The 18,408-nt window shown below is 63.6% G+C and carries 14 protein-coding genes and 1 pseudogene; 11 read left to right on the top strand and 4 right to left on the bottom strand.

Going from position 1 to position 18,408, the window contains the following annotated elements:
• From NP4_RS42115 to NP4_RS15265, 4 genes and pseudogenes are all read left to right on the top strand, one after another.
• Window positions 1-433: pseudogene (locus NP4_RS42115) on the top strand (DNA polymerase III subunit gamma/tau); the annotation flags it as partial.
• 321 nt (window positions 434-754) lie between these two features.
• Window positions 755-1,966, top strand: coding sequence for an acetyl-CoA C-acetyltransferase (locus NP4_RS15275; RefSeq protein WP_062512104.1), 1,212 nt, complete (start codon window positions 755-757; stop codon window positions 1,964-1,966).
• A 34-nt stretch (window positions 1,967-2,000) separates the two neighbouring features.
• Window positions 2,001-4,172, top strand: coding sequence for a 3-hydroxyacyl-CoA dehydrogenase NAD-binding domain-containing protein (locus tag NP4_RS15270; RefSeq protein ID WP_067998175.1), 2,172 nt, complete (start codon window positions 2,001-2,003; stop codon window positions 4,170-4,172).
• 170 nt (window positions 4,173-4,342) lie between these two features.
• Complete coding sequence (locus tag NP4_RS15265) at window positions 4,343-7,936, top strand: serine/threonine-protein kinase (RefSeq protein ID WP_067998173.1); 3,594 nt, start codon at window positions 4,343-4,345, stop codon at window positions 7,934-7,936.
• 28 nt (window positions 7,937-7,964) lie between these two features.
• On the opposite strand, the gene NP4_RS15260 is transcribed toward NP4_RS15265, so the two are convergent.
• Window positions 7,965-8,933 (bottom strand): serine/threonine dehydratase, encoded by a 969-nt coding sequence (locus tag NP4_RS15260; RefSeq protein ID WP_067998171.1) that lies wholly within the window; start codon window positions 8,931-8,933, stop codon window positions 7,965-7,967.
• 743 nt (window positions 8,934-9,676) lie between these two features.
• Here NP4_RS15260 and NP4_RS15255 point away from each other — a divergent pair.
• The 4 genes from NP4_RS15255 to NP4_RS15240 all read left to right on the top strand — a co-directional run bounded on the left by NP4_RS15255 (window position 9,677) and on the right by NP4_RS15240 (window position 13,054).
• A complete protein-coding gene (locus tag NP4_RS15255; protein WP_147287960.1) occupies window positions 9,677-11,278 on the top strand; it encodes an ATP-binding protein in 1,602 nt (533 codons plus the stop codon).
• A gap of 71 nt (window positions 11,279-11,349) precedes the next feature.
• Window positions 11,350-12,024, top strand: a complete 675-nt coding sequence (locus NP4_RS15250) for a 2OG-Fe(II) oxygenase (RefSeq protein ID WP_169813738.1) — start codon at window positions 11,350-11,352, stop codon at window positions 12,022-12,024.
• Window positions 12,015-12,575: a YbaK/EbsC family protein gene (locus NP4_RS39910; protein ID WP_082875884.1), complete on the top strand. Its 561-nt coding sequence runs from the start codon at window positions 12,015-12,017 to the stop codon at window positions 12,573-12,575. The genes NP4_RS15250 and NP4_RS39910 overlap by 10 nt, the downstream gene beginning before the upstream one ends.
• The gene (locus NP4_RS15240) at window positions 12,560-13,054 is read left to right on the top strand and encodes a hypothetical protein (RefSeq protein ID WP_067998163.1); all 495 of its coding nucleotides are present in this window, start codon (window positions 12,560-12,562) and stop codon (window positions 13,052-13,054) included. Before NP4_RS39910 ends, NP4_RS15240 begins: the two co-directional genes overlap by 16 nt.
• Window positions 13,055-13,139: 85 nt before the next feature.
• On the opposite strand, the gene NP4_RS15235 is transcribed toward NP4_RS15240, so the two are convergent.
• Complete coding sequence (locus NP4_RS15235; RefSeq protein ID WP_067998161.1) at window positions 13,140-14,258, bottom strand: epoxide hydrolase family protein; 1,119 nt, start codon at window positions 14,256-14,258, stop codon at window positions 13,140-13,142.
• A 144-nt stretch (window positions 14,259-14,402) separates the two neighbouring features.
• Between NP4_RS15235 and NP4_RS15230 the strand changes: the two genes are divergently transcribed.
• Window positions 14,403-15,680, top strand: coding sequence for a glycosyltransferase (locus tag NP4_RS15230; RefSeq protein WP_067998159.1), 1,278 nt, complete (start codon window positions 14,403-14,405; stop codon window positions 15,678-15,680).
• 25 nt (window positions 15,681-15,705) lie between these two features.
• Here the strand turns inward: NP4_RS15230 and NP4_RS15225 are convergent, their stop codons facing one another.
• Window positions 15,706-16,161 carry an SDR family NAD(P)-dependent oxidoreductase gene (locus NP4_RS15225; RefSeq protein WP_114755639.1) on the bottom strand — a complete coding sequence of 152 codons (456 nt, stop codon included), beginning with the start codon at window positions 16,159-16,161 and terminating at the stop codon, window positions 15,706-15,708.
• Between the two features lie 106 nt (window positions 16,162-16,267).
• Here NP4_RS15225 and NP4_RS15220 point away from each other — a divergent pair, with 106 nt between their 5' ends.
• Window positions 16,268-17,035, top strand: coding sequence for a LysR substrate-binding domain-containing protein (locus tag NP4_RS15220; RefSeq protein WP_082875881.1), 768 nt, complete (start codon window positions 16,268-16,270; stop codon window positions 17,033-17,035).
• Window positions 17,022-17,147, top strand: a complete 126-nt coding sequence (locus NP4_RS42605) for a hypothetical protein (protein WP_255285513.1) — start codon at window positions 17,022-17,024, stop codon at window positions 17,145-17,147. The genes NP4_RS15220 and NP4_RS42605 overlap by 14 nt, the downstream gene beginning before the upstream one ends.
• Window positions 17,148-17,160: 13 nt before the next feature.
• Here the strand turns inward: NP4_RS42605 and NP4_RS15215 are convergent, their stop codons facing one another.
• Window positions 17,161-18,168, bottom strand: coding sequence for a M24 family metallopeptidase (locus tag NP4_RS15215; protein WP_147287961.1), 1,008 nt, complete (start codon window positions 18,166-18,168; stop codon window positions 17,161-17,163).
• Between the last annotated feature and the right edge of the window lie 240 nt (window positions 18,169-18,408).

Genomic DNA, 18,408 nt, shown 5'->3' with positions numbered 1-18,408 from the left:
GCCGCCTCGACCGGCTCCGGCCGCCGCCGCGCCCGATCGGCCGGCGACGAATCCCGCGAACGGCAGGGCCGAGGGCGCCAAGGAGGCGCCCCGCTTCACGCGCCCTAGCCAGGCGCGGGCGGCCGCGCCGGGAGAGGGAGCCGCTCGTGGCACGGGATCGGGCTTGTCGGACGCGGATTCGGAGGCGCGGACCGCGCCGCCGGACGACGATATCCCGCTACCGGACGGACCGGATCTTCCGGACGATCCTGGACCGGACGGCTACTCACCGGTAGGTTATGGGGGTGTCCCACCTGCGTCTACGCCGGAGGAGGAGCGGGAGATGCTCGCGGAGTCCGCGCGCCCGGTCCCGCCGGGCGACCGCCAAGACCCCGATGAGGTGGCCTTGGAGCTGCTCCGAACTGAGCTGGGCGCCACACGTCTGGACGGTTGACAGCCACCTCCCCGACAGCGTTAAGTTAACCGGAGTTCGCATCCGGCGGTACACTGTCCGCAAGGATCCCGGCGCACTTCGGGCCGGGATGCCGTCGGTGTCGGAGCGACGAGGTTCTATGGTGATGCCCGGGTCCCCGGGCTGTCTCCAGGGCACTCGAAGGCCGATGCCTGCCGATGTTTGTACAGCGTTATGCGGTGCGAGCGACGGGCCGCTAACTGAACACACACGGTCGGTCTCGCACGGGCCGGTCGGCGAGGTTATCTGCGGCGGTACCGCCCACAACGGTGTCGGCGCACCCCAAGGAAGGAAAACTCCGATATGACCACAGAGGCCTACATTTACGAGGCCATCCGCACTCCGCGCGGCCGCAACAAGAAGGGCACGCTGCATTCGGTCAAGCCGATCGATCTGACCACCGGCCTGGTCAAGGAGCTGCGCAACCGCTTCCCGAACCTCGACGAGGAGCGCATCTCGGACGTGGTCCTGGGCGTGGTGTCGCCGGTCGGCGATCAGGGCGCCGATATCGCCCGCACCACCGTGCTGACCTCCGGGCTGCCCGACACCGTCGGCGGCACCCAGATCAACCGGTTCTGCGCGTCCGGCCTGGAGGCCGTCAACCTGGCCGCCCAGAAGGTCCGCTCGGGCTTCGAGGATCTCGTGATCGCCGGCGGCGTGGAGGCCATGTCGCGCGTGCCGATGGGCTCCGACGGTGGCGCCATGTTCATGGACCCGTGGACCAGCTACGAGAACTACATTGTGCCGCAGGGCATTTCGGCCGACCTGATCGCGACGATCGAGGGCTTCTCCCGCGACGACGTCGACGCCTACGCCGTGCGTTCGCAGGAGCGCGCCGCGGCCGCGTGGACCGGCGGCTACTTCGCCAAGTCGGTCGTGCCGGTCACCGACATCAACGGCCTGACCATCCTGGATCGCGACGAGCACATGCGTCCGGGCACCACCGCCGAGGACCTCGCCAAGCTGAACCCCTCCTTCACCGCCATCGGTGAGATGGGCGGCTTCGACGCGGTGGCGCTGCAGAAGTATCACTTCGTGGAGAAGATCAACCACGTCCACCACGGCGGCAACAGCTCGGGCATCGTCGACGGCGCCGCGCTGGTCCTGGTTGGCAACGAGGAGGCCGGTAAGGCTTCCGGCCTGACCCCGCGCGCCCGCATCGTCTCCACCGGTATCTCCGGCGCGGACGCCACCATCATGCTGACCGGCCCGACGCCGGCCGCGCACAAGGCGCTCGCCAAGGCGGGTCTGTCGGTCGACGACATCGACCTGTTCGAGATCAACGAGGCGTTCGCGTCGGTCGTCCTGAAGTTCCAGAAGGATCTGAACATCCCGGACGAGAAGCTGAACGTCAACGGCGGCGCCATCGCCATGGGCCACCCGCTGGGCGCCACCGGCGCGATGATCACCGGCACCATGGTCGACGAGCTGGAGCGCCGCAACGCCCGCTACGCCCTGGTGACCCTGTGCATCGGCGGCGGCATGGGTGTCGCGACCATCATCGAGCGCGTCTGACGCGGCCGGAAACTTCCAGGGAGACAACGAAGTTATGACCGACAACGTGACTACCAGCGACAACATGATTGCGTGGGACAAGGACGCCGACGGCATCGTCGTACTGACGATGGACGACCCGAACCAGGGCGCCAACACCATGAACGACCTCTACAAGAAGTCGATGACGGCCACCGTCGATCGACTGGAGGCCGAGAAGGACGACATCACCGGCGTCGTCATCACCTCCGCGAAGAAGACCTTCTTCGCCGGCGGTGACCTGAAGAACATGATGAAGATCGGCCCGGCCGACGCCCAGATCCTGATGGACGAGCTCAACGAGATCAAGGGCGCGCTGCGTCGCCTCGAGCAGCTCGGCAAGCCGGTCGTCTCGGCCATCAACGGCGCCGCGCTCGGCGGCGGTCTCGAGATCACCCTCGCGACCCACTACCGCATCGCGGCCGACGTCAAGGGCCTCAAGATCGGCCTGCCCGAGGTCAAGCTGGGCCTGCTGCCCGCCGGCGGCGGCGTGACCCGCACCGTGCGCATGTTCGGCATCCAGAACGCCCTCATGCAGATCCTGCTGCAGGGCAACGAGTTCAACGCCACCAAGGCCCAGCAGATCGGCCTGGTCAACGAGGTCGTCGGCTCGATCGAGGAGCTGGTCCCGGCCGCCAAGGCGTGGATCAAGGCCAACCCGGACAAGGGCGTGCAGCCCTGGGACGTCAAGGGCTACAAGATTCCGGGCGGCACCCCCTCCACCCCGGCCCTGGCCGCCAACCTCCCGGCCTTCCCCGCGAACCTGCGCAAGCAGCTCAAGGGCGCCAATATGCCGGCTCCGAAGAACATCATGGCCGCCGCGATCGAGGGCGCGCAGGTCGATTTCGACAACGCCTCGCTGATCGAGTCGCGCTACTTCGTGAACCTGCTGACCGGCCCGGTCGCGAAGAACATGATCCAGGCGTTCTTCTTCGACCTGCAGTCGATCAACAACGGCGGTTCGCGTCCGAAGGACGTGCCCAAGCGCGAGATCAAGAAGGTCGGCGTGCTGGGCGCGGGCATGATGGGCGCGGGTATCGCCTACGTGACCGCCAAGGCGGGCATCGAGGTCGTGCTCAAGGACGTCAGCATCGAGAACGCCGAGAAGGGCAAGGACTACTCGGTCAAGCTCGAGGAGAAGGCCCTCTCCCGCGGTAAGACCACCGAGGAGAAGTCCAAGGCGCTGCTGGACCGCATCCACCCGACCGCCGATCCGGCCGATTTCAAGGGCGTGGACTTCGTCATCGAGGCCGTGTTCGAGAACCCGGAGCTCAAGGCCAAGGTCTTCGCGGAGATCGAGGATGTCGTCGACGCCGACGCGCTGCTCGGCTCGAACACCTCGACCCTGCCGATCACCCTGCTGGCCAACGGTGTGAAGCGCCAAGAGGACTTCATCGGCATCCACTTCTTCTCCCCGGTCGACAAGATGCCGCTGGTGGAGATCATCAAGGGCGAGAAGACCTCCGACGAGGCCCTGGCCCGGGTGTACGACTACACCCTCGCGATCCGCAAGACCCCGATCGTGGTCAACGACTCGCGCGGCTTCTACACCTCGCGCGTCATCGGCAAGTTCATCAACGAGGCCATCAAGATGCTGGCCGAGGGCGTGGACCCGCAGACCATCGAGCAGGCCGGTCTGCAGGCGGGCTACCCGGCGGCGCCGCTGAAGCTGTCGGACGAGCTGAACTTCACCACCATGCAGAAGATCTACAAGGAGACCGCCGAGGCCCTCGTGGCCGCGGGCGGCGAGATCGATGCGGCGTCGCAGGCCACCGCGGACATCCTCGACAAGCTGGTGGGCGAGTTCGACCGCAAGGGCAAGGCGGGCGGCGCCGGCTTCTACGACTACGTCGACGGCAAGGCCGCCGGCCTGTGGTCGGAGCTGCGCTCGCTGTTCAACACCTCGACGGAACTGCCCGCGGGCGTCACCCTGCAGGATCTGAAGGACCGCATGCTGTTCGCCGAGGCCATCGAGACGCAGAAGTGTTTCGACGAGGGCGTGCTGACCACGACAGCCGACGCCAACATCGGCTCGATCTTCGGCATCGGCTTCCCGGCCTGGACCGGCGGCACCCACCAGTTCATCGTCGGCTACCCGGGCGGCCAGGCGGCTTTCGTGGCCCGTGCCGACGAGCTGGCGGCCAAGTTCGGCCCGCGTTTCGAGGTTCCGGCCTCGCTGCGTAAGTAAGGGTCCGTGACACTCCGGCCCGGACCACGAACTTCGTGGTCCGGGCCGTATTGTGTGCGAAGCACTTTCGTGCGGACCGGTCGGTCCACACGCGCCCTGACCGGAATTCCATACGCGTGACTTCCGACCGCGCTACGTTGGAGTAAGCGCGGAACGTTCGAGGTGGTGCCATGAATCCACACACGGGCAAGGTCCGCAGCACCGAGACAGAGGCCGAATCGAATACCCAGCGTCATCTGCCCATCGGCACCGCCGATGAGCTCGAGGCGATGGGACTGTTCGATGCGGAGGAGATCGGACGCGGCGGCTTCGGGGTCGTCTATCGCTGTGCCCAGCGAGCGCTGGATCGTGTCGTCGCGGTGAAGGTGCTGTCCTCGGAGATCGACGAGGAGAGCCGCGAACGGTTCCTGCGCGAGGAACATGCCATGGGCCGGTTGTCCGGCCATCCCAATATCGTCGACATCCTGCAGGTCGATGTCACCGCCAGTGGGCTGCCGTTCATCGTCATGCCCTATGCCGCGCACGGCTCGCTGGAACGGCTCATTCGCGAACACGGCCCGCTGACCTGGTCGGATACCGTGCGGGTCGGCGTGAAGCTGGCCGGCGCGATCGAGAGCGCCCACCGCGCGCATGTACTGCATCGCGATGTGAAACCGGCCAATGTCCTGCTCAGCCGCTACGGCGAACCGCAGCTGACCGACTTCGGCATCGCCCGCATCCCGGGTGGATTTCGCACCTCCACCAGCATGATCACCGGTTCACCCGCCTTCACCGCGCCCGAGGTGCTCAAGGGCGACGATCCGACCGAACGCTCCGATGTCTACGGTCTCGGCGCCACGCTGTTCGCACTGCTCACCGGGCATGCCGCCTTCGAACGGCGCTCGGGGGAGAAGATCGTGGCGCAATTCCTGCGCATCACCACCCAGCCGATTCCGGACCTGCGCGAGCTGGACTTCCCCGCCGATGTCGCCGAGGTCATCGAACGGGCGATGTCCCCCGAACCCGACGACCGCCCGGGCTCGGCCTACGAACTGGGCGAGCTGCTGCGCTTGGTCCAGCAGGCGCACGGCCAGATGCCCGACGAGATGGCGCTGCTGGACGCCGGGATCGAGGCGGAGGACACCGGCAACGGCACCGGTATCGCCGCGCCCCTGAGCAATTCGTCGCTGCGCACCCGGTCCTCGATGATGAGCGGTCCGCGCTCGACCCTGTCGCTGCGCCCACCGACCGAGGTCGTGCCGTCGCCGTCGACCCTGCCGCCCACACCGACCACGAAATTCCGCCCGCCCACCCCGGCCCGCGAGCCGGTGCTGCGGCCGCGGCTGCTCGAGGTGCTGCGCGCGGGCGGACGCAGGCGGCTCGCGGTGATCCACGGTCCGGCCGGATTCGGGAAAAGTACCGTGGCCGCGCAGTGGCGCAACGAGCTGACCGATCGCGCGATCGCGGTGGCCTGGATCGGCATCGATCACGACGACGACAACGAGGTCTGGTTTCTGGCCCATCTGGTGCAGGCCATCCGGCGGGTTTGCCCGGATATCGGCGCCGGGCTCGAACAGGTGCTCGAGGAGCGGCCGCCCGAGGCGGTCTCCTATGCGATCTCCGCGCTGATCGATGAGATCCACGCGAGTGCGCGAGCGATCGTGGTGGTGGTCGAGGACTGGCATCGGGTCACCGACGCCGGGGCGCATCGGGTCATGGATGCGTTGCTGGACAACGGATGTCACCATCTGCGTTTCGTCATCACCACCCGCGAGCAGTCCGGGCTGCCGCTGAGCCGGTTGCGAGTGCGCGACGAACTGGTCGAGATCGACTGCAACGCCCTGCGGCTCACTGCGGCGGAGACCCGGGAAATTCTGGTGGAGCACAACGGATTCGCGCTCACCGAGCAGCAGATCGAGCAGATCCACAGCGCCACCGACGGCTGGCCCGCGGCCATTCAGCTGGTGAGCCTGTCGCTGCGGGCGGGCGGGAACGACACCGTGCAGCCCGATCGGCTGATCGCGCAGCTGTCCGGTGGTAATCAGGTGATCCGAGAGTATCTGTCGGAGAACGTACTCGACACCCTCGAACCGCGGCTGCTGGAATTCCTGATGGCGATCTCGGTGACGGAGAAGGTGAGCGGGCCGCTCGCCGCGGCCCTGAGCGGTGAGGCCGAGGCCGAACAACTGCTCGAACAGGCCGAGCAGCGGGAACTGTTCATCAGCCGGGTGTCCTACGATCCGGAGTGGTTCCGGATCCAGCCGATGTTCGCCGAACAACTGCGGGCGCGACTCGAACGCGTCCACCCTGGCAGGCTGAAAAGCCAGCACCGCAAGGCTTCTCGCTGGTACGCCGAACATCAGCTACTGCGCAAATCGGTCGATCACGCGCTGCAGGCCACCGACCTGAAGCTGGCGCTGGATCTGGTCGAGAGCGGGGGCATGGACCTCATCGACACCTCCAAGCTGGCCACGCTGCTCGGCACGGTATCGAAACTGCCTGTGCAGCAGGTGGCTTCGCGTTCGAAGCTGCTGATGGCCTTGGCGCGCGCCAATATCAACCTGCAGCAGTCGGGCGCGGCGCGCACCGCACTGGGTCGGTTGTCGAACATGCTGGCGCGCAGCGAGCCGACCGATGCCGACGCCATGGTGCAGCGCTGTCAGGCCGCGGTGCTGGCCGCGGCCGATCAGGTGGCGCGCGATCGCACCGACGGTGTGCTGGAACGGGTTTCGGACTGTCTGCAGCGGGCCGACGAGTTGCCCGCCTGGACGGTCTCGGCGGCGGCGAATCTGACCTCGTTCGTGCGGTTGTGTGATTTCGACTTCGACGGTGCGCGCGGGATGCAGGAGTGGGCGGCGAAGTATCACGCGCGTTCCAAGGATCCGCTGGGCGTGGTGTTCGGCTTACTCGGCAAGGGCGCGGCGGCCTACGAACAGCTCGATATCGACACGGCCACCGAATGTTTCGAGCGGGCGTGGCAGACCGCCCGGGAGCGTTCCGGCCCGCGCTCGCACGCGGTGCGGGTGGCGGCGGCGCTGCTGGGCGAGGTGACCTATCGCCGCGGCGATCTGGACGCCGCCGAGCGGCTGCTCGATCAGAGCCATCAGCTGGTTGCCCGGGTCGGCCCGGTCGACTTCATGGTCACCACCTTCGTGATCGGCGCGCGAGTCAAGGCGGTACGCGGCGATCTGGAGACCGCCGCCGCCCGCTTGGACGAGGGCGCGCGAATAGCCGCCGACCGCAAGCTGTCCCGCCTCGGCGCCCACATCCGCGCCGAACGCCTGCGCCTGGGCCTACCCGGCGACATCTTCCCCACCATGAACGAACCGGCCCAGCGCTCCATGCGCCACGCCACCGGCGCTGTAGCCCTGGCCGCCGAAGCCGAGGAACTCGCCACCATCCGAGCCCTCCTGTCCCGCCACCGCGGCCTGGACACCTACATAGGCGACGACCTGGCCCCCCTCGGCGCCGACGACTCCGCCGTCAAACGCTCCCGCGCCCTACACGGCCGCATGGTCGAACAACACCGCCCCCGAGCCGAACTCGACACCGCCCTCCTCCTGGCCGAATGCCTCTCCGCCGCAGGCTGGACCGGCGAATCCATCGGCACCCTGACCCCGGTGGTGATCCACTGCGCCGAATTAGGCTGGACCAGACCCCTATTGGACGCCGGCCCAGGCGTCCTGGCAATCCTGCGCACCCTACGCGACGAGTTACCGTTCGGCGCAGGCCAACCCGACGGTCCGCAGATACCACGAGACTTCCTGGTGAATCTGCTGGCATGATATCCCGCACACCGTGTCGAGACGGCTATCAAAGGACCAGGTCGCTGGGATCGGTATTGGCGCCGCACAACACGACGCAAACGTTTTCGCCGACCCCGGGTGAGTAGGCGGGAGCCTCGCCGGTGATCGCCGCCAACGCGGCAGCCGCGCCCGCCTCTACCACGATGCGGTAATTCTCCCAGAGGGCTCGACGGGTACGAATGATCTCGGAATCGTCGACGAGAACCGACTGCACGTCGAAGACTTTGGCGGCGGTCAGGGCCATTTGCGAAACACGGCGTGCTCCCAGTGAGTCTGCCGCGACGGAATCAATATCGACATCGACCAGTGCGTCGGATTCGACCGCGGCGTGCAACGCTCGACAGTGTCGTGGTTCCACAGCGACGGTCCGGATCCCATACTGAGCCGCGGCCGTCGCGACGCCGGTGAACAAGCCGCCGCCGCCCACCGCAACGATGACGGTGTCCAATCTCGGTATCGCGGTACGGATTTCCTCGAGCAGCGTGCCTGCCCCGGCAGCAATGAGCGGATGGTCATATGCGTGCGAGAGCAAGGCGCCGGTGTCGGCCGCGAACTCGACGCAGGCCGCCGCGGCATCCGCATACTGTGTGCCCACCTGCCGCACATCCGCACCGAGCGCGCGAAGCTTGGCGACCTTGACGCCAGGTGCGTTATCGGGAACGAACACTGTCGTCGGTATTCCGACATGCGTTGTAGACCAGGCGCATGCGACACCGGCATTGCCGCCGCTGGCGATCGTCACTCCCTTGGCGGGTAGGGTGCTCGCCGCCTTATGGGACATGACGAAATTCGCCGCTCCCCGTGCTTTGAAAGTGCCTGTGTACTGCAGATATTCATGGGCGATCCAAATTCGAGAGGGGGCGCGGTCCTGCGAGCTTCCGGGTCGGAGACAGAATTCCGAAACCGTGACAGGGCGGATAAATCTCGCGATACGGTCGGTGGCAGCCTCGATCTCGGCGTAGGCGAGTTGATACACGGTATGTTCTCCTTCGACGGGCGAATGAACCCGACCGGTTGGCCACCTTGGACGGTCGGGTGTGTCGGCGGGATCGGATGTCGTGACGCTTCTTGTGCAAGAACGCGACAGATCATAAGCGTGGGTCGCGCCATGGTGACCAGTACACCGAGACGAGGGGGCTTATGTCACGAATTCGACCGTCTCGGTCGCGGTCCGCCCCGGTGTCACCCGGAATAAATTACGCTGTGAACCGAACAGCAGGCGTTGTTGGCTGCGTCACCGCCGGCTGATGTTCATCGTTAATGGAGAGGTCACGAGTCGTGGAGCCGCGCGACAGGTTCGAGATCATTGGGGCGCCACCCCGGTCAATCATCCTAGGACGGGACGAATTCATCGATGAGGCCATGGCCACCCTTACGGGGAGACCGTGTCCTCATGGGATTCTCATCCACGGCTCGGCCGGGTGCGGGAAGACTCAGATCGCACTGGAGATCGGTCGCCGGTATCCGCGAGAAGATATCAAACGGCGAATCTATATAGATCTGCGTGGATTTGCGGTCGGACAAACCGAATTGTCGGCGACCGATATAATTCGGAATGCCCTGATATCGAGTGGATTCTTGGCATCGGATATACCGGCCATCTGGTCTGATCTGATAAGTCTCTGGTCGCGGAAGGTCTCTCGCGAGCGCTTTCTTTTGATCATAGACAATGTTACGAGTCGGGGTCAGATCGAGGAGATCATGACATATGGATCCCTCTTGACGATTATCGCGACATCGCGGCGACTGATCGATTTTCACTATCAGATTGCGCATCTCAGGGTTCCTGATCTCGGCACTACCGCTTCGGCGGAAATTGCACGATCCCTGTTGAGTGGATCGGAGGTGACGACAGATGAGATCGCCAGGATTTCCGCTCTGGCGCGCGGTAATGCTTTCTTGCTCACTCGGATCACGGCCCGGGTCGTCAGGAGAAATCATATGTCGATCACTGAAAATCTCGACGAGCTCGAATCGTATTGCCCTTCCATTGGCAATGAATTGGGTATGCATCAGTTGCTCGATGCCACACTCTCTGCCCTGGACTCGGTGACGGCCGAGATATATGAAATGCTTACCGTCGGGAATATTGCGAACGTTACCTACCGTGCGATGGAGGCGGCAACCGGTCGCCATCTGTCCGAATGTCGCAGGTGCCTACTCATACTGGAGGATTACCACCTCGTCGAGCCGGTGAATTCCGCCACCTATGCGCTCCATGACTTGGTTCGAGAACACTCCAAATCCCGACTCGTCCACAAGCTGGCGCGGTCGGACAGATGTCGGGCCGCTGTGGCAATCGGAAAGGAATTGTGTGCGTCGCTGGATGGATTTGCATCGACCGGGCGGCCGGATCTGCACAGCAGAAACTCCTCGGTATGCCTGGATGATCTGCTCAATGTCATCGAGTCGATTCTTGCCGAAAATTCGAAAGAGGGATTGGTATCCCTGATCGATGTGGCATGCCGACATGCGGTCAAGCTCGGGCAGTCCGAACGGATCCTGCATATTGTTGCGGCGGTGTGGCGGATGACGAGAGTCGATTGCAATTTTTCCGACAAGCTCCGTGTGGCGGATTCCTTTGCGCTGGTTGCATGGGAAACGGGTATGTTCGAAACGGCGGTCGACGTGTGTAGGGAAATATTTTCCGATGCTGGTGAACTCTCGGATTCGGATGCCGAAAGTTATATTTCGCTACGACTGAAGCTTGCCTTTACCTACGAGCGGATAGGGCAGTACCCGAACGGCCTGCGTGAGATAGATATTGCGGTGGAAATGTGCCGAAGTGCGGAGCAGTTGTCCTCGTGTCATCGAATCCGCGGTGCGCTGCAGTGGCGGCAGGCGATGTATCAGGATGCGCTTCGAAGCTTTTGGAGGGCACGACAGGTTGCGCGGGGATGCGCGGCGCTGGGTTTGATGCCGAATATTCTGAACAATATCGGATTCACCTACCACAAGCTCGGAAATCAGTCTTTGGCGAAACGGTTTCTTGAGGCGGCGGCAGGGCTTTCGATGGAGCAGGGAAACCGATCATGTTATCTCACTGCGATTGTCAATTACGGATTCTGCCAGATCGCCGAAGGTGCCGCTGATACCGCCTGTGAGACGGCGAGATATGCCCGTTCGGTTGCTGGGGAATCAAACAGGTACGAATATGCGAGGGCGCTGTGGGTCGAGGGACGAGCGATGCGTGCGCTCGGAAATCCGGAATGGACGGGGATAATGGGAGAAGCGCTGACACTATTTGAGCTACAGCGGGCCGTGGAACGATCCGAGGTCCGTCGGGAAATCGAGAAAATTGGTGGTGTGCAGATATGTTAGATAACTTCTGTAGTCAACTCGCCAGGCGGTACGAGGGCGAAACGGTGCGATACCCGGCCGGTGGGAAAAGGGTGACCGCCGTGATTGTCAGGCACTCCGATATTCCGACGCCGCCCATTGCCGAGCTCCTCGACATGCTATCCTTCGCCTCAGGATTTCGCGGATCGGTGCAGGCGCCTGGTGCGGTTACCTTGGGGCCCACGCTGAATCAGATTCGCTATCACACCGAGCAGCCGGAAGATTACTACAGCGAGGCAGTTCGGAGGGTTGAAGAAGTCTATTCCAAATACCCGTTTTTTACTACGCTGCGGCAGCGGTTCGGTGCGCTGATCGATCGCCTCTTCGGCGAGGTGGTCGCCCCCTTGGTCTATCGCCGGAAACCAGCAGCCTGGAATACGATACGAAGGATTGAAATGGGGGCAGCCGCGCATTGGGACAATCTGAATATGGAGTGGCCTTCGGGACAGTTTCCGCATCTTTCTGGCCAGCTGGCTCTGAATTATTTCCTGGCCTCCCCCGCATACGGCGGCGAGGCGGTAATATACGATGCGAAATGTATCGAGTCAGCGGATTTAAATATCACCGAGTCACGGCACCCGGCGCTTGCGATCAAGCCCCGCATCGGGGATCTGCTGATCTTCGACAGCTGCGCGATGCATGCTGTTAATCCGGTAGTAGTCGGACACCGGGTAGCGATGTCCTGTTTTGTAGGAAAAACAGACGATGGGATGGTGAAATGGTCTTGAACGATGCGGATGCGCATGATGGTCCATCCTGGATACGTATACAGGATGCGATCGATCTGATCGCGCCGCCAGGTCGAGAGGTGGTTCGTGAAAATATTCGGGCTGCGGAGCTGATATACGCTTCCAAAATTCCTCCCGAAGCTGTATCGGGAGAGGGGTTCATCGCCTGGTCGGGTGCCGATCCATGCGGCGCGACGACGACTCTGGTGGTCGAGGGCAAATCGGGGGAGAACAGAACGTTGGCGGTGTGTGTGTTCCCGGTTGGCGCCCGCCTCGACTTCAACCGGCGTGTAAAGAAGATCTTGTCGAGCAAGTCTGTTCGGATGGCCGATCGCGTTGTCGTACAGACCTCCAGCGGAATGGAATTCGGCAGTATCGGGCCCGTTGGAATTCCCTCGGATTGGAAGCTGCTCGTAGATGATTCGCTCATGGGCAGGGAGGATATTTACGCTGGAAGCGGACTTGTGATGAGCAAGCTGAAGTTCCCGCCGGAGGTTTTGGAGATGATCAGACCGGACGTGATCATCGAACCGATATGCGCGTCGGCCTGATTGCCGCGTCGGAGTCGGCTTCCGGATTGTGGTGGGCGCCCGTTCTCGGCGGCGCGGGTGTCGTCGTCGGAGTGTTCCTCAAGGCCGCTTTCGACGCGGTAGCCGTTCGCTCGTCTGTGCGCACCAACAAAGACAGGGAGCGTGCCGCGCAACGGCTCGCGGTCTTCAGTCAATTCCTGGCATCCTGTGAGCAGGTGGCGACTTTGACCGAAATGGTGAGCGATGTCGAATCACGGTTGGACGATGCGGTCAGTGCGACGGAGCGCGTGCATTTGACGACAAGCTTCGACGCACTGGTGATGAAGGTGGAAGCGGCTGAGCTGGAGTTGGAGAAGGCGCTGGCCGCGGTGCGGTTGGTAGCACCGGATGAGATCTCGGAACCTGCTCGGGAGGTGGTTCGATCGCTCTGCCCAACCAGGCAGTCGCGCTCCATCATTCCCCCGCAGATCGTCGATTCCATGCGCAAGTTGATTTGGTGAGAAGGTCTTGGTAAGCCCGCTCGCCTGACAACGCCTCCGGCCCCGGTCGACAAATCGACCGGGGCCGGACGCGTAATCGCTCGGCCTACACCAGCTTCGCGAAGAATTCGCGGATGTCGGTGGCCAGTAGGTCGGGGACCTCGTAGGCCGACCAGTGGCCGCCTTCGGGGTACTCGTTCCACTGGATGATGTTGGCGTGGTCGCGGTCGGCGAATTTGCGCGGGGGCTTGTAGTCGTAGCCGAAGGAGGCGAGGCCGATCGGGACCGTGGTGGGGGTGGAAGCGTGTGTGCCGTGGGCGTTTTCGTAGTAGAAGCGGGCCGAGGAGGCGGAGGTGTTGGTGAACCAGTAGATGGCGACGTTGGTGAGGAAGTCGTCGGGGTCGAGGGTGCCCATCAGCTGGGCGTTCCAGGTGAGTTGGCCGGAGGGGGAGTCGGACAGGCCCTGGGCGATGGTTTGGGGCTGGGCCCGCTGGGAGAAGTCGTGGATCGAATGCTCCAAAAACTTCTGGCCGAACTGGATGAACGCCAGATCCTGCTCGCTGAGGCCGTCGAATTCGCCGGGCTCGCCCTTGGGGAAGGAGAAGATCTGGGTGACGTGCACGCCGATCACGTTTTCCGGTGCGAGGCGGCCCATTTCGGGTGAGATGATCGCACCGCCGTCGTTGCCGTGCACGCCGTAGCGTTCATAACCGAGCCGCCGCATCAGCTCGACCAGGGCCGCTGCCATCCGCTCGGGCGTCCAGCCGATGTCCTGGGTCGGTCCCGAGAACGCGAAGCCGGGGTAGGACGGGATGACCAGGTGGAACTGGTCGGTCAGCCGATCGACCAACTTCAGGCCCTCGACGAACGAACTGGGCCAGCCGTGGGTCAGCATCAGCGGCGTCGCCTCGGGGTTGGCCGAGCGCACATGCACGAAATGAATGGTCTGCCCGTCGATCTCGGTGACGAAGTGCGGGTAGGCGTTGAGCTTCTCCTCCACCGCGCGCCAGTCGAATTCGTCGCGCCACCGCTCGAGCATCGGCCGCACGAACGACTGTGGCACACCGTATTCCCAGCCCGCGGGCACCGGAATCCCGAGATCCACCTTGCCCGCGACGCACTCGGCGGGAAGTTCGGCGGCGAAGCGGGTGTGCGCCAGGCGGTAGTTCAGATCATCCAGATCGGCCTGCGAAACCTCGATGCGGAACGGGCGGATGTCGGACATGAGATGCTCCTTGCTCTCCGAAGCGGAATGCTTCGTTCTGTTCACACTGTAACAGAACGAAGCATTCCGTTCCAAGTACTTTTCGCAAATCGGCCTCTACCTGCGCGAACGTGCGGTAGCGTTGCCGGTACTTGGGGGGATTGCATGCGGATCGGGCTGTTCACCGACACCTACCATCCGGCGACGAACGGGATCGTGTACGCCGTCGACATCACGCGTCGGCAACTGCGCAGGATGGGACACGACGTATACGTCTTCTGCCCCAAGGTCGTCGGCGAGGAGATGGAGTACGACCCGCGGGTCGTCCGGTTCCGCAGTGTGGCCAGTGGGCTTTTCGAGGACAGCCGTGTCTCGCTGTTCCGGCCGTCGGCGGCCTCGGAGTTGGTCCGCGGCCTGGACCTCGACGTCATCCATTTCTTCACCCCGGCACAGCTCGGCCTGCTGGCCGTTCACACCGCTCGAACGACCGGCGCGGTACTGATCGGGCACCACTGCACAGATATCTCTCGGGTCGTCGAGCACTACCGGCACACGCTGCCCGTCCTGCTGAGTCTGGCGCTCGCTCTGCAGTTCGCGATCGAGACCACGCGACTGGACCTGGCGACCCTCGCGACCGTGCTCCGCCCTCGAAGCGATATCGGCGACTGGTGTCGTATCGCCGCCGAGAACTCGCTGGCCATGCTGTACAGCCGCTGCGACGCGGTCGTCGCGGTCTCGCGCAAGAGCAGAGATCAGCTCGAATCCTGGCGCGGCACATACGATTACCGTGTCGTCGCACTGCCGACCGGTGTGGACCCGCTGCCGTCTCCGTCGCCGGAGGAGATCGCCCGATTTCGATCGCAGTGGAACCTGGCCGACGACGAGGAGATCATCGTCAATGTCGGGCGCATGGGCGCGGAGAAGAACCTACCGCTGTTGATCGCGGCCCTGAGGATCGTTCTGGAGGCGCGACCGAGGGCGAGGTTGATGTATGTCGGCGGCTTCGACTTCCTGAACGCGCTGAAAGAGCTTGCCGCACAATCCGGAGTGGGTCACCGGATCACCTTCACCGGCTGTCTTCCCCGCAACCGATTGGGCGTGGTCTACGCGGTCGCCGACGTACTGGCCTTCCCCTCGATGACCGACACCCAAGGTTTGGTGCTCAACGAGGCGGCGAACGCCGGTCTGCCGATCGTCCTGATCGACGAGTCGGTGACCGAGATCGTGCGACACGGCGTGAACGGTGTGGTGACGCCCAATTCGGCAACCGGCTTCGCAGCCGGAATCATCGAGCTGCTCGCCGACCGCGGCCGAGCCGACGACTTCGGAGCCGCCGGTCGCCGCATCGCCCGCGAATTCGGCGAATACGGCCAGACCCGCAAGCTGGAACTGCTCTACCGGCAGGAGATCGCGAAGCGCCGCCGAAGCCGTTCACTTCGGTAGTGGACAGATCCCGGTCGAGCGGGGCTCACTTGCACGCCGACGAATAGTCATGACTTTCGGCCACGTCCGCTCCGGCGCTCATGGTCAATACGGCGCCTTGAACATAAGCCGCGCGCGGCGATACGAGGAACCGCACGGCCTCCGCGATCGCGCCGGGTTCACCGCCGCCATGCAGGTCCACGGAATTGATCCGCACACCCCGCGGGCCGTACTCTCCCGCCAGCAACCGGAACACCTCGGTGATCAAGCGATCCACCGCGACCGAATCAGCAAGATCCACCACAACATCCACCGCGCGACCCCCGACCCACTCGATCAATTGCCGAGTCTCCCGCACGCTCGCGCCGTCGCGCCCACACACCACCACCGAATACCCGTCCTCGGCCAGCCGCAAGGCGATCTCACGACCGACTCCCCCCGCCGAGCCGACGACCATCGCCCAGGAACCCCGGCAGCGACCACCCTGTGTTTCTCGAATCATCTGTCGTCTCTTCTCAACTGGCGGGGATCGGTTCACGACGGCGCTCGCCTCGGTCGCAGGCCACGGAGACCGCATTCCGGATTCGGCCGGGGCATAGTATTTCCGGATGAGATTTCCGGCGAGCCTGGCCACCCTGCGAGCGTTGGAAGCCGCAGAGCGGTTGTGCAGCTACTCGATGGCGGCTCAGGAACTCTTCATCACTCACAGTGCTGTGAGTCATCAGGTCCGTCAGTTGGAAGCGATGGTCGGCACGCCGCTGTTCATCCGCTCGGGCAATCACATGCGTCCGACCGCAGTCTGTCGGCAGCTGGCTGCCAGCGTGCGCCGCAGTCTGCGCGATATCGACATGGCACTGGAGCTGGCGAGCACCGCGCACGACAGCACGGAGCTGCCGCTCTCGTTGAGCGTGATGACGGATTTCGCCGATTCCTGGCTGATCCGGCATCTGGCCGAATTCACCGATTCGCGACCGGGAGTTCGTATCTCTCTGCATCGGCATACGGATATTTCGCTGCCGGACCCGGCGTCGGTCGATATAGGCATCTGGCATCGCCCAACCGAGTTGCGTGGATTCCGATCGGTGCGCCTGCCCGGCGACACAGTTATCGCCGTGTGCAGTCCTGAACTCCTGTCGCGCTGTCCGTCTCTGACTATCGAGACATTGCCGGAGGCGCCGCTACTGCGGTTCGGAACCAGGTCGTGGCGCGAATTCTTCGAGGCCGTCGGCATCGTCCACGCCGAGCCGTCGGCGAATGTGACCTTCACTGATGCCGGTGGCCTGCTCAGCGCGGCCCTGGCCGGCCAGGGTGTCGCCATGATCCGGAAGATGATCGCGACCGTATCTGGAGACAGGTCGGCTGATGCAGATCGGTGACGTCGAAATTCCTGCGCATCTCGGCTATTTCGTCAGCTGGCAAGAGGATCACCCGCGGGTGTCCGGCATCACGTCGTTCGTCGATTGGCTGTGCACGCGGCTTCGCGGGTGATCCGGATGGTTCTTCAGGCGCGGGGCCGGTGATCGTAGAAGGTGACATCCTCGCCCTCGCGCAGATCGAGCACCTCGCAGCCGGTGTCGGTGACCGCGACCACGTGCTCCCAGTAGGTCGTCAGCGAGCCATCCGCCGACACCGCGGACCGTGTGGAGTTCTGCAGCCGAACGCCTTCTCCGTTTCCCGCGCAGATGAACGGTTCCACGGTGATGACCATGCCCTTCTCCAGGACGCGCCCGGCATTGCGCGGGTCGTCGTAGTACGGAATCAGCCAGCCGTCCGCGTGAATCCGACCGATCGAGTGTCCGGTCGCGCTCGCTACCCGCAGCATCGAGAAGCCATAGGATTCGACATACGCCTGAACCTGTTTCGCGATGGTCTGCAGCTCCGCGCCGGGACGAACGAGACTGATCCCCAGGCACATCGCCTGATATCCCACTGCGTTGAGCAATCGAGCCTGGGCGGAGGTCTCATCGCCGACGATCCACATCCGCTGCGTATCGCCGCACCAGCCGTCCTTCTTCAAACTGACATCGACTCCGAACAAATCTCCCTTCCGCAACGGAATCTCGCTCGGCTCTCCGCTGAATGCCACCTCATTGTGTGCGATGGATACGGCCGCATACTCGCTGGAGTCGTAACCGGACAGATCCTCCCGGTCGATTTCGGCACCATACTTGTTGACGATCAGGTCGTGCGCAATATCGTTGATCTGTATCGAGGTCACGCCCGGTTCGATATGTGGTGTCAACTCTTCCAGCACCCGCGCCGAAATCCCTCCCGCCACACGCAACATGGCGATCTCGTCGGGCGTCTTGACCGAAATGGCGTTGTAATCTACCCCGTGTCCCATGACGAACCTCCAGCAGAAATCTTGCGGTAGCCGAAATTCGGCTGTCCGACCCGATGTCGGAACCGTAATCATTATTTCCAGCTGAAAGGCGAGTTGGCCAACGAGAAGTATTCGACCGGGATGTGAGTCGGTTTCACAACCTGTCGGCGATTCGGAGGACGACACCTCGACAAAGAGCGAGGGCGGTCCTGAACCTACCGGTCAGGACCGCCCTCTGTAGTAGCGGGGACAGGATTTGAACCTGCGACCTCTGGGTTATGAGCTAACCGAACACCGTCCCACCGTTGGCATCACATGCCATAGCACCCTGTTAGCGCAGTTCAACAGAATTTCTATCGTCCCAGATGTCCTCCTGGTCCCGCCGCGGCTGATGGTTCCCATACTGTCGTGATGCCAAATTTGATG

Source organism: Nocardia pseudobrasiliensis NBRC 108224, from assembly GCF_001613105.1.
Classification (GTDB): Bacteria; Actinomycetota; Actinomycetes; order Mycobacteriales; family Mycobacteriaceae; genus Nocardia; species Nocardia pseudobrasiliensis.
Note: the sequence above shows the minus strand (reverse complement) of the source record. Positions and strands in the feature narration are given on the sequence as shown.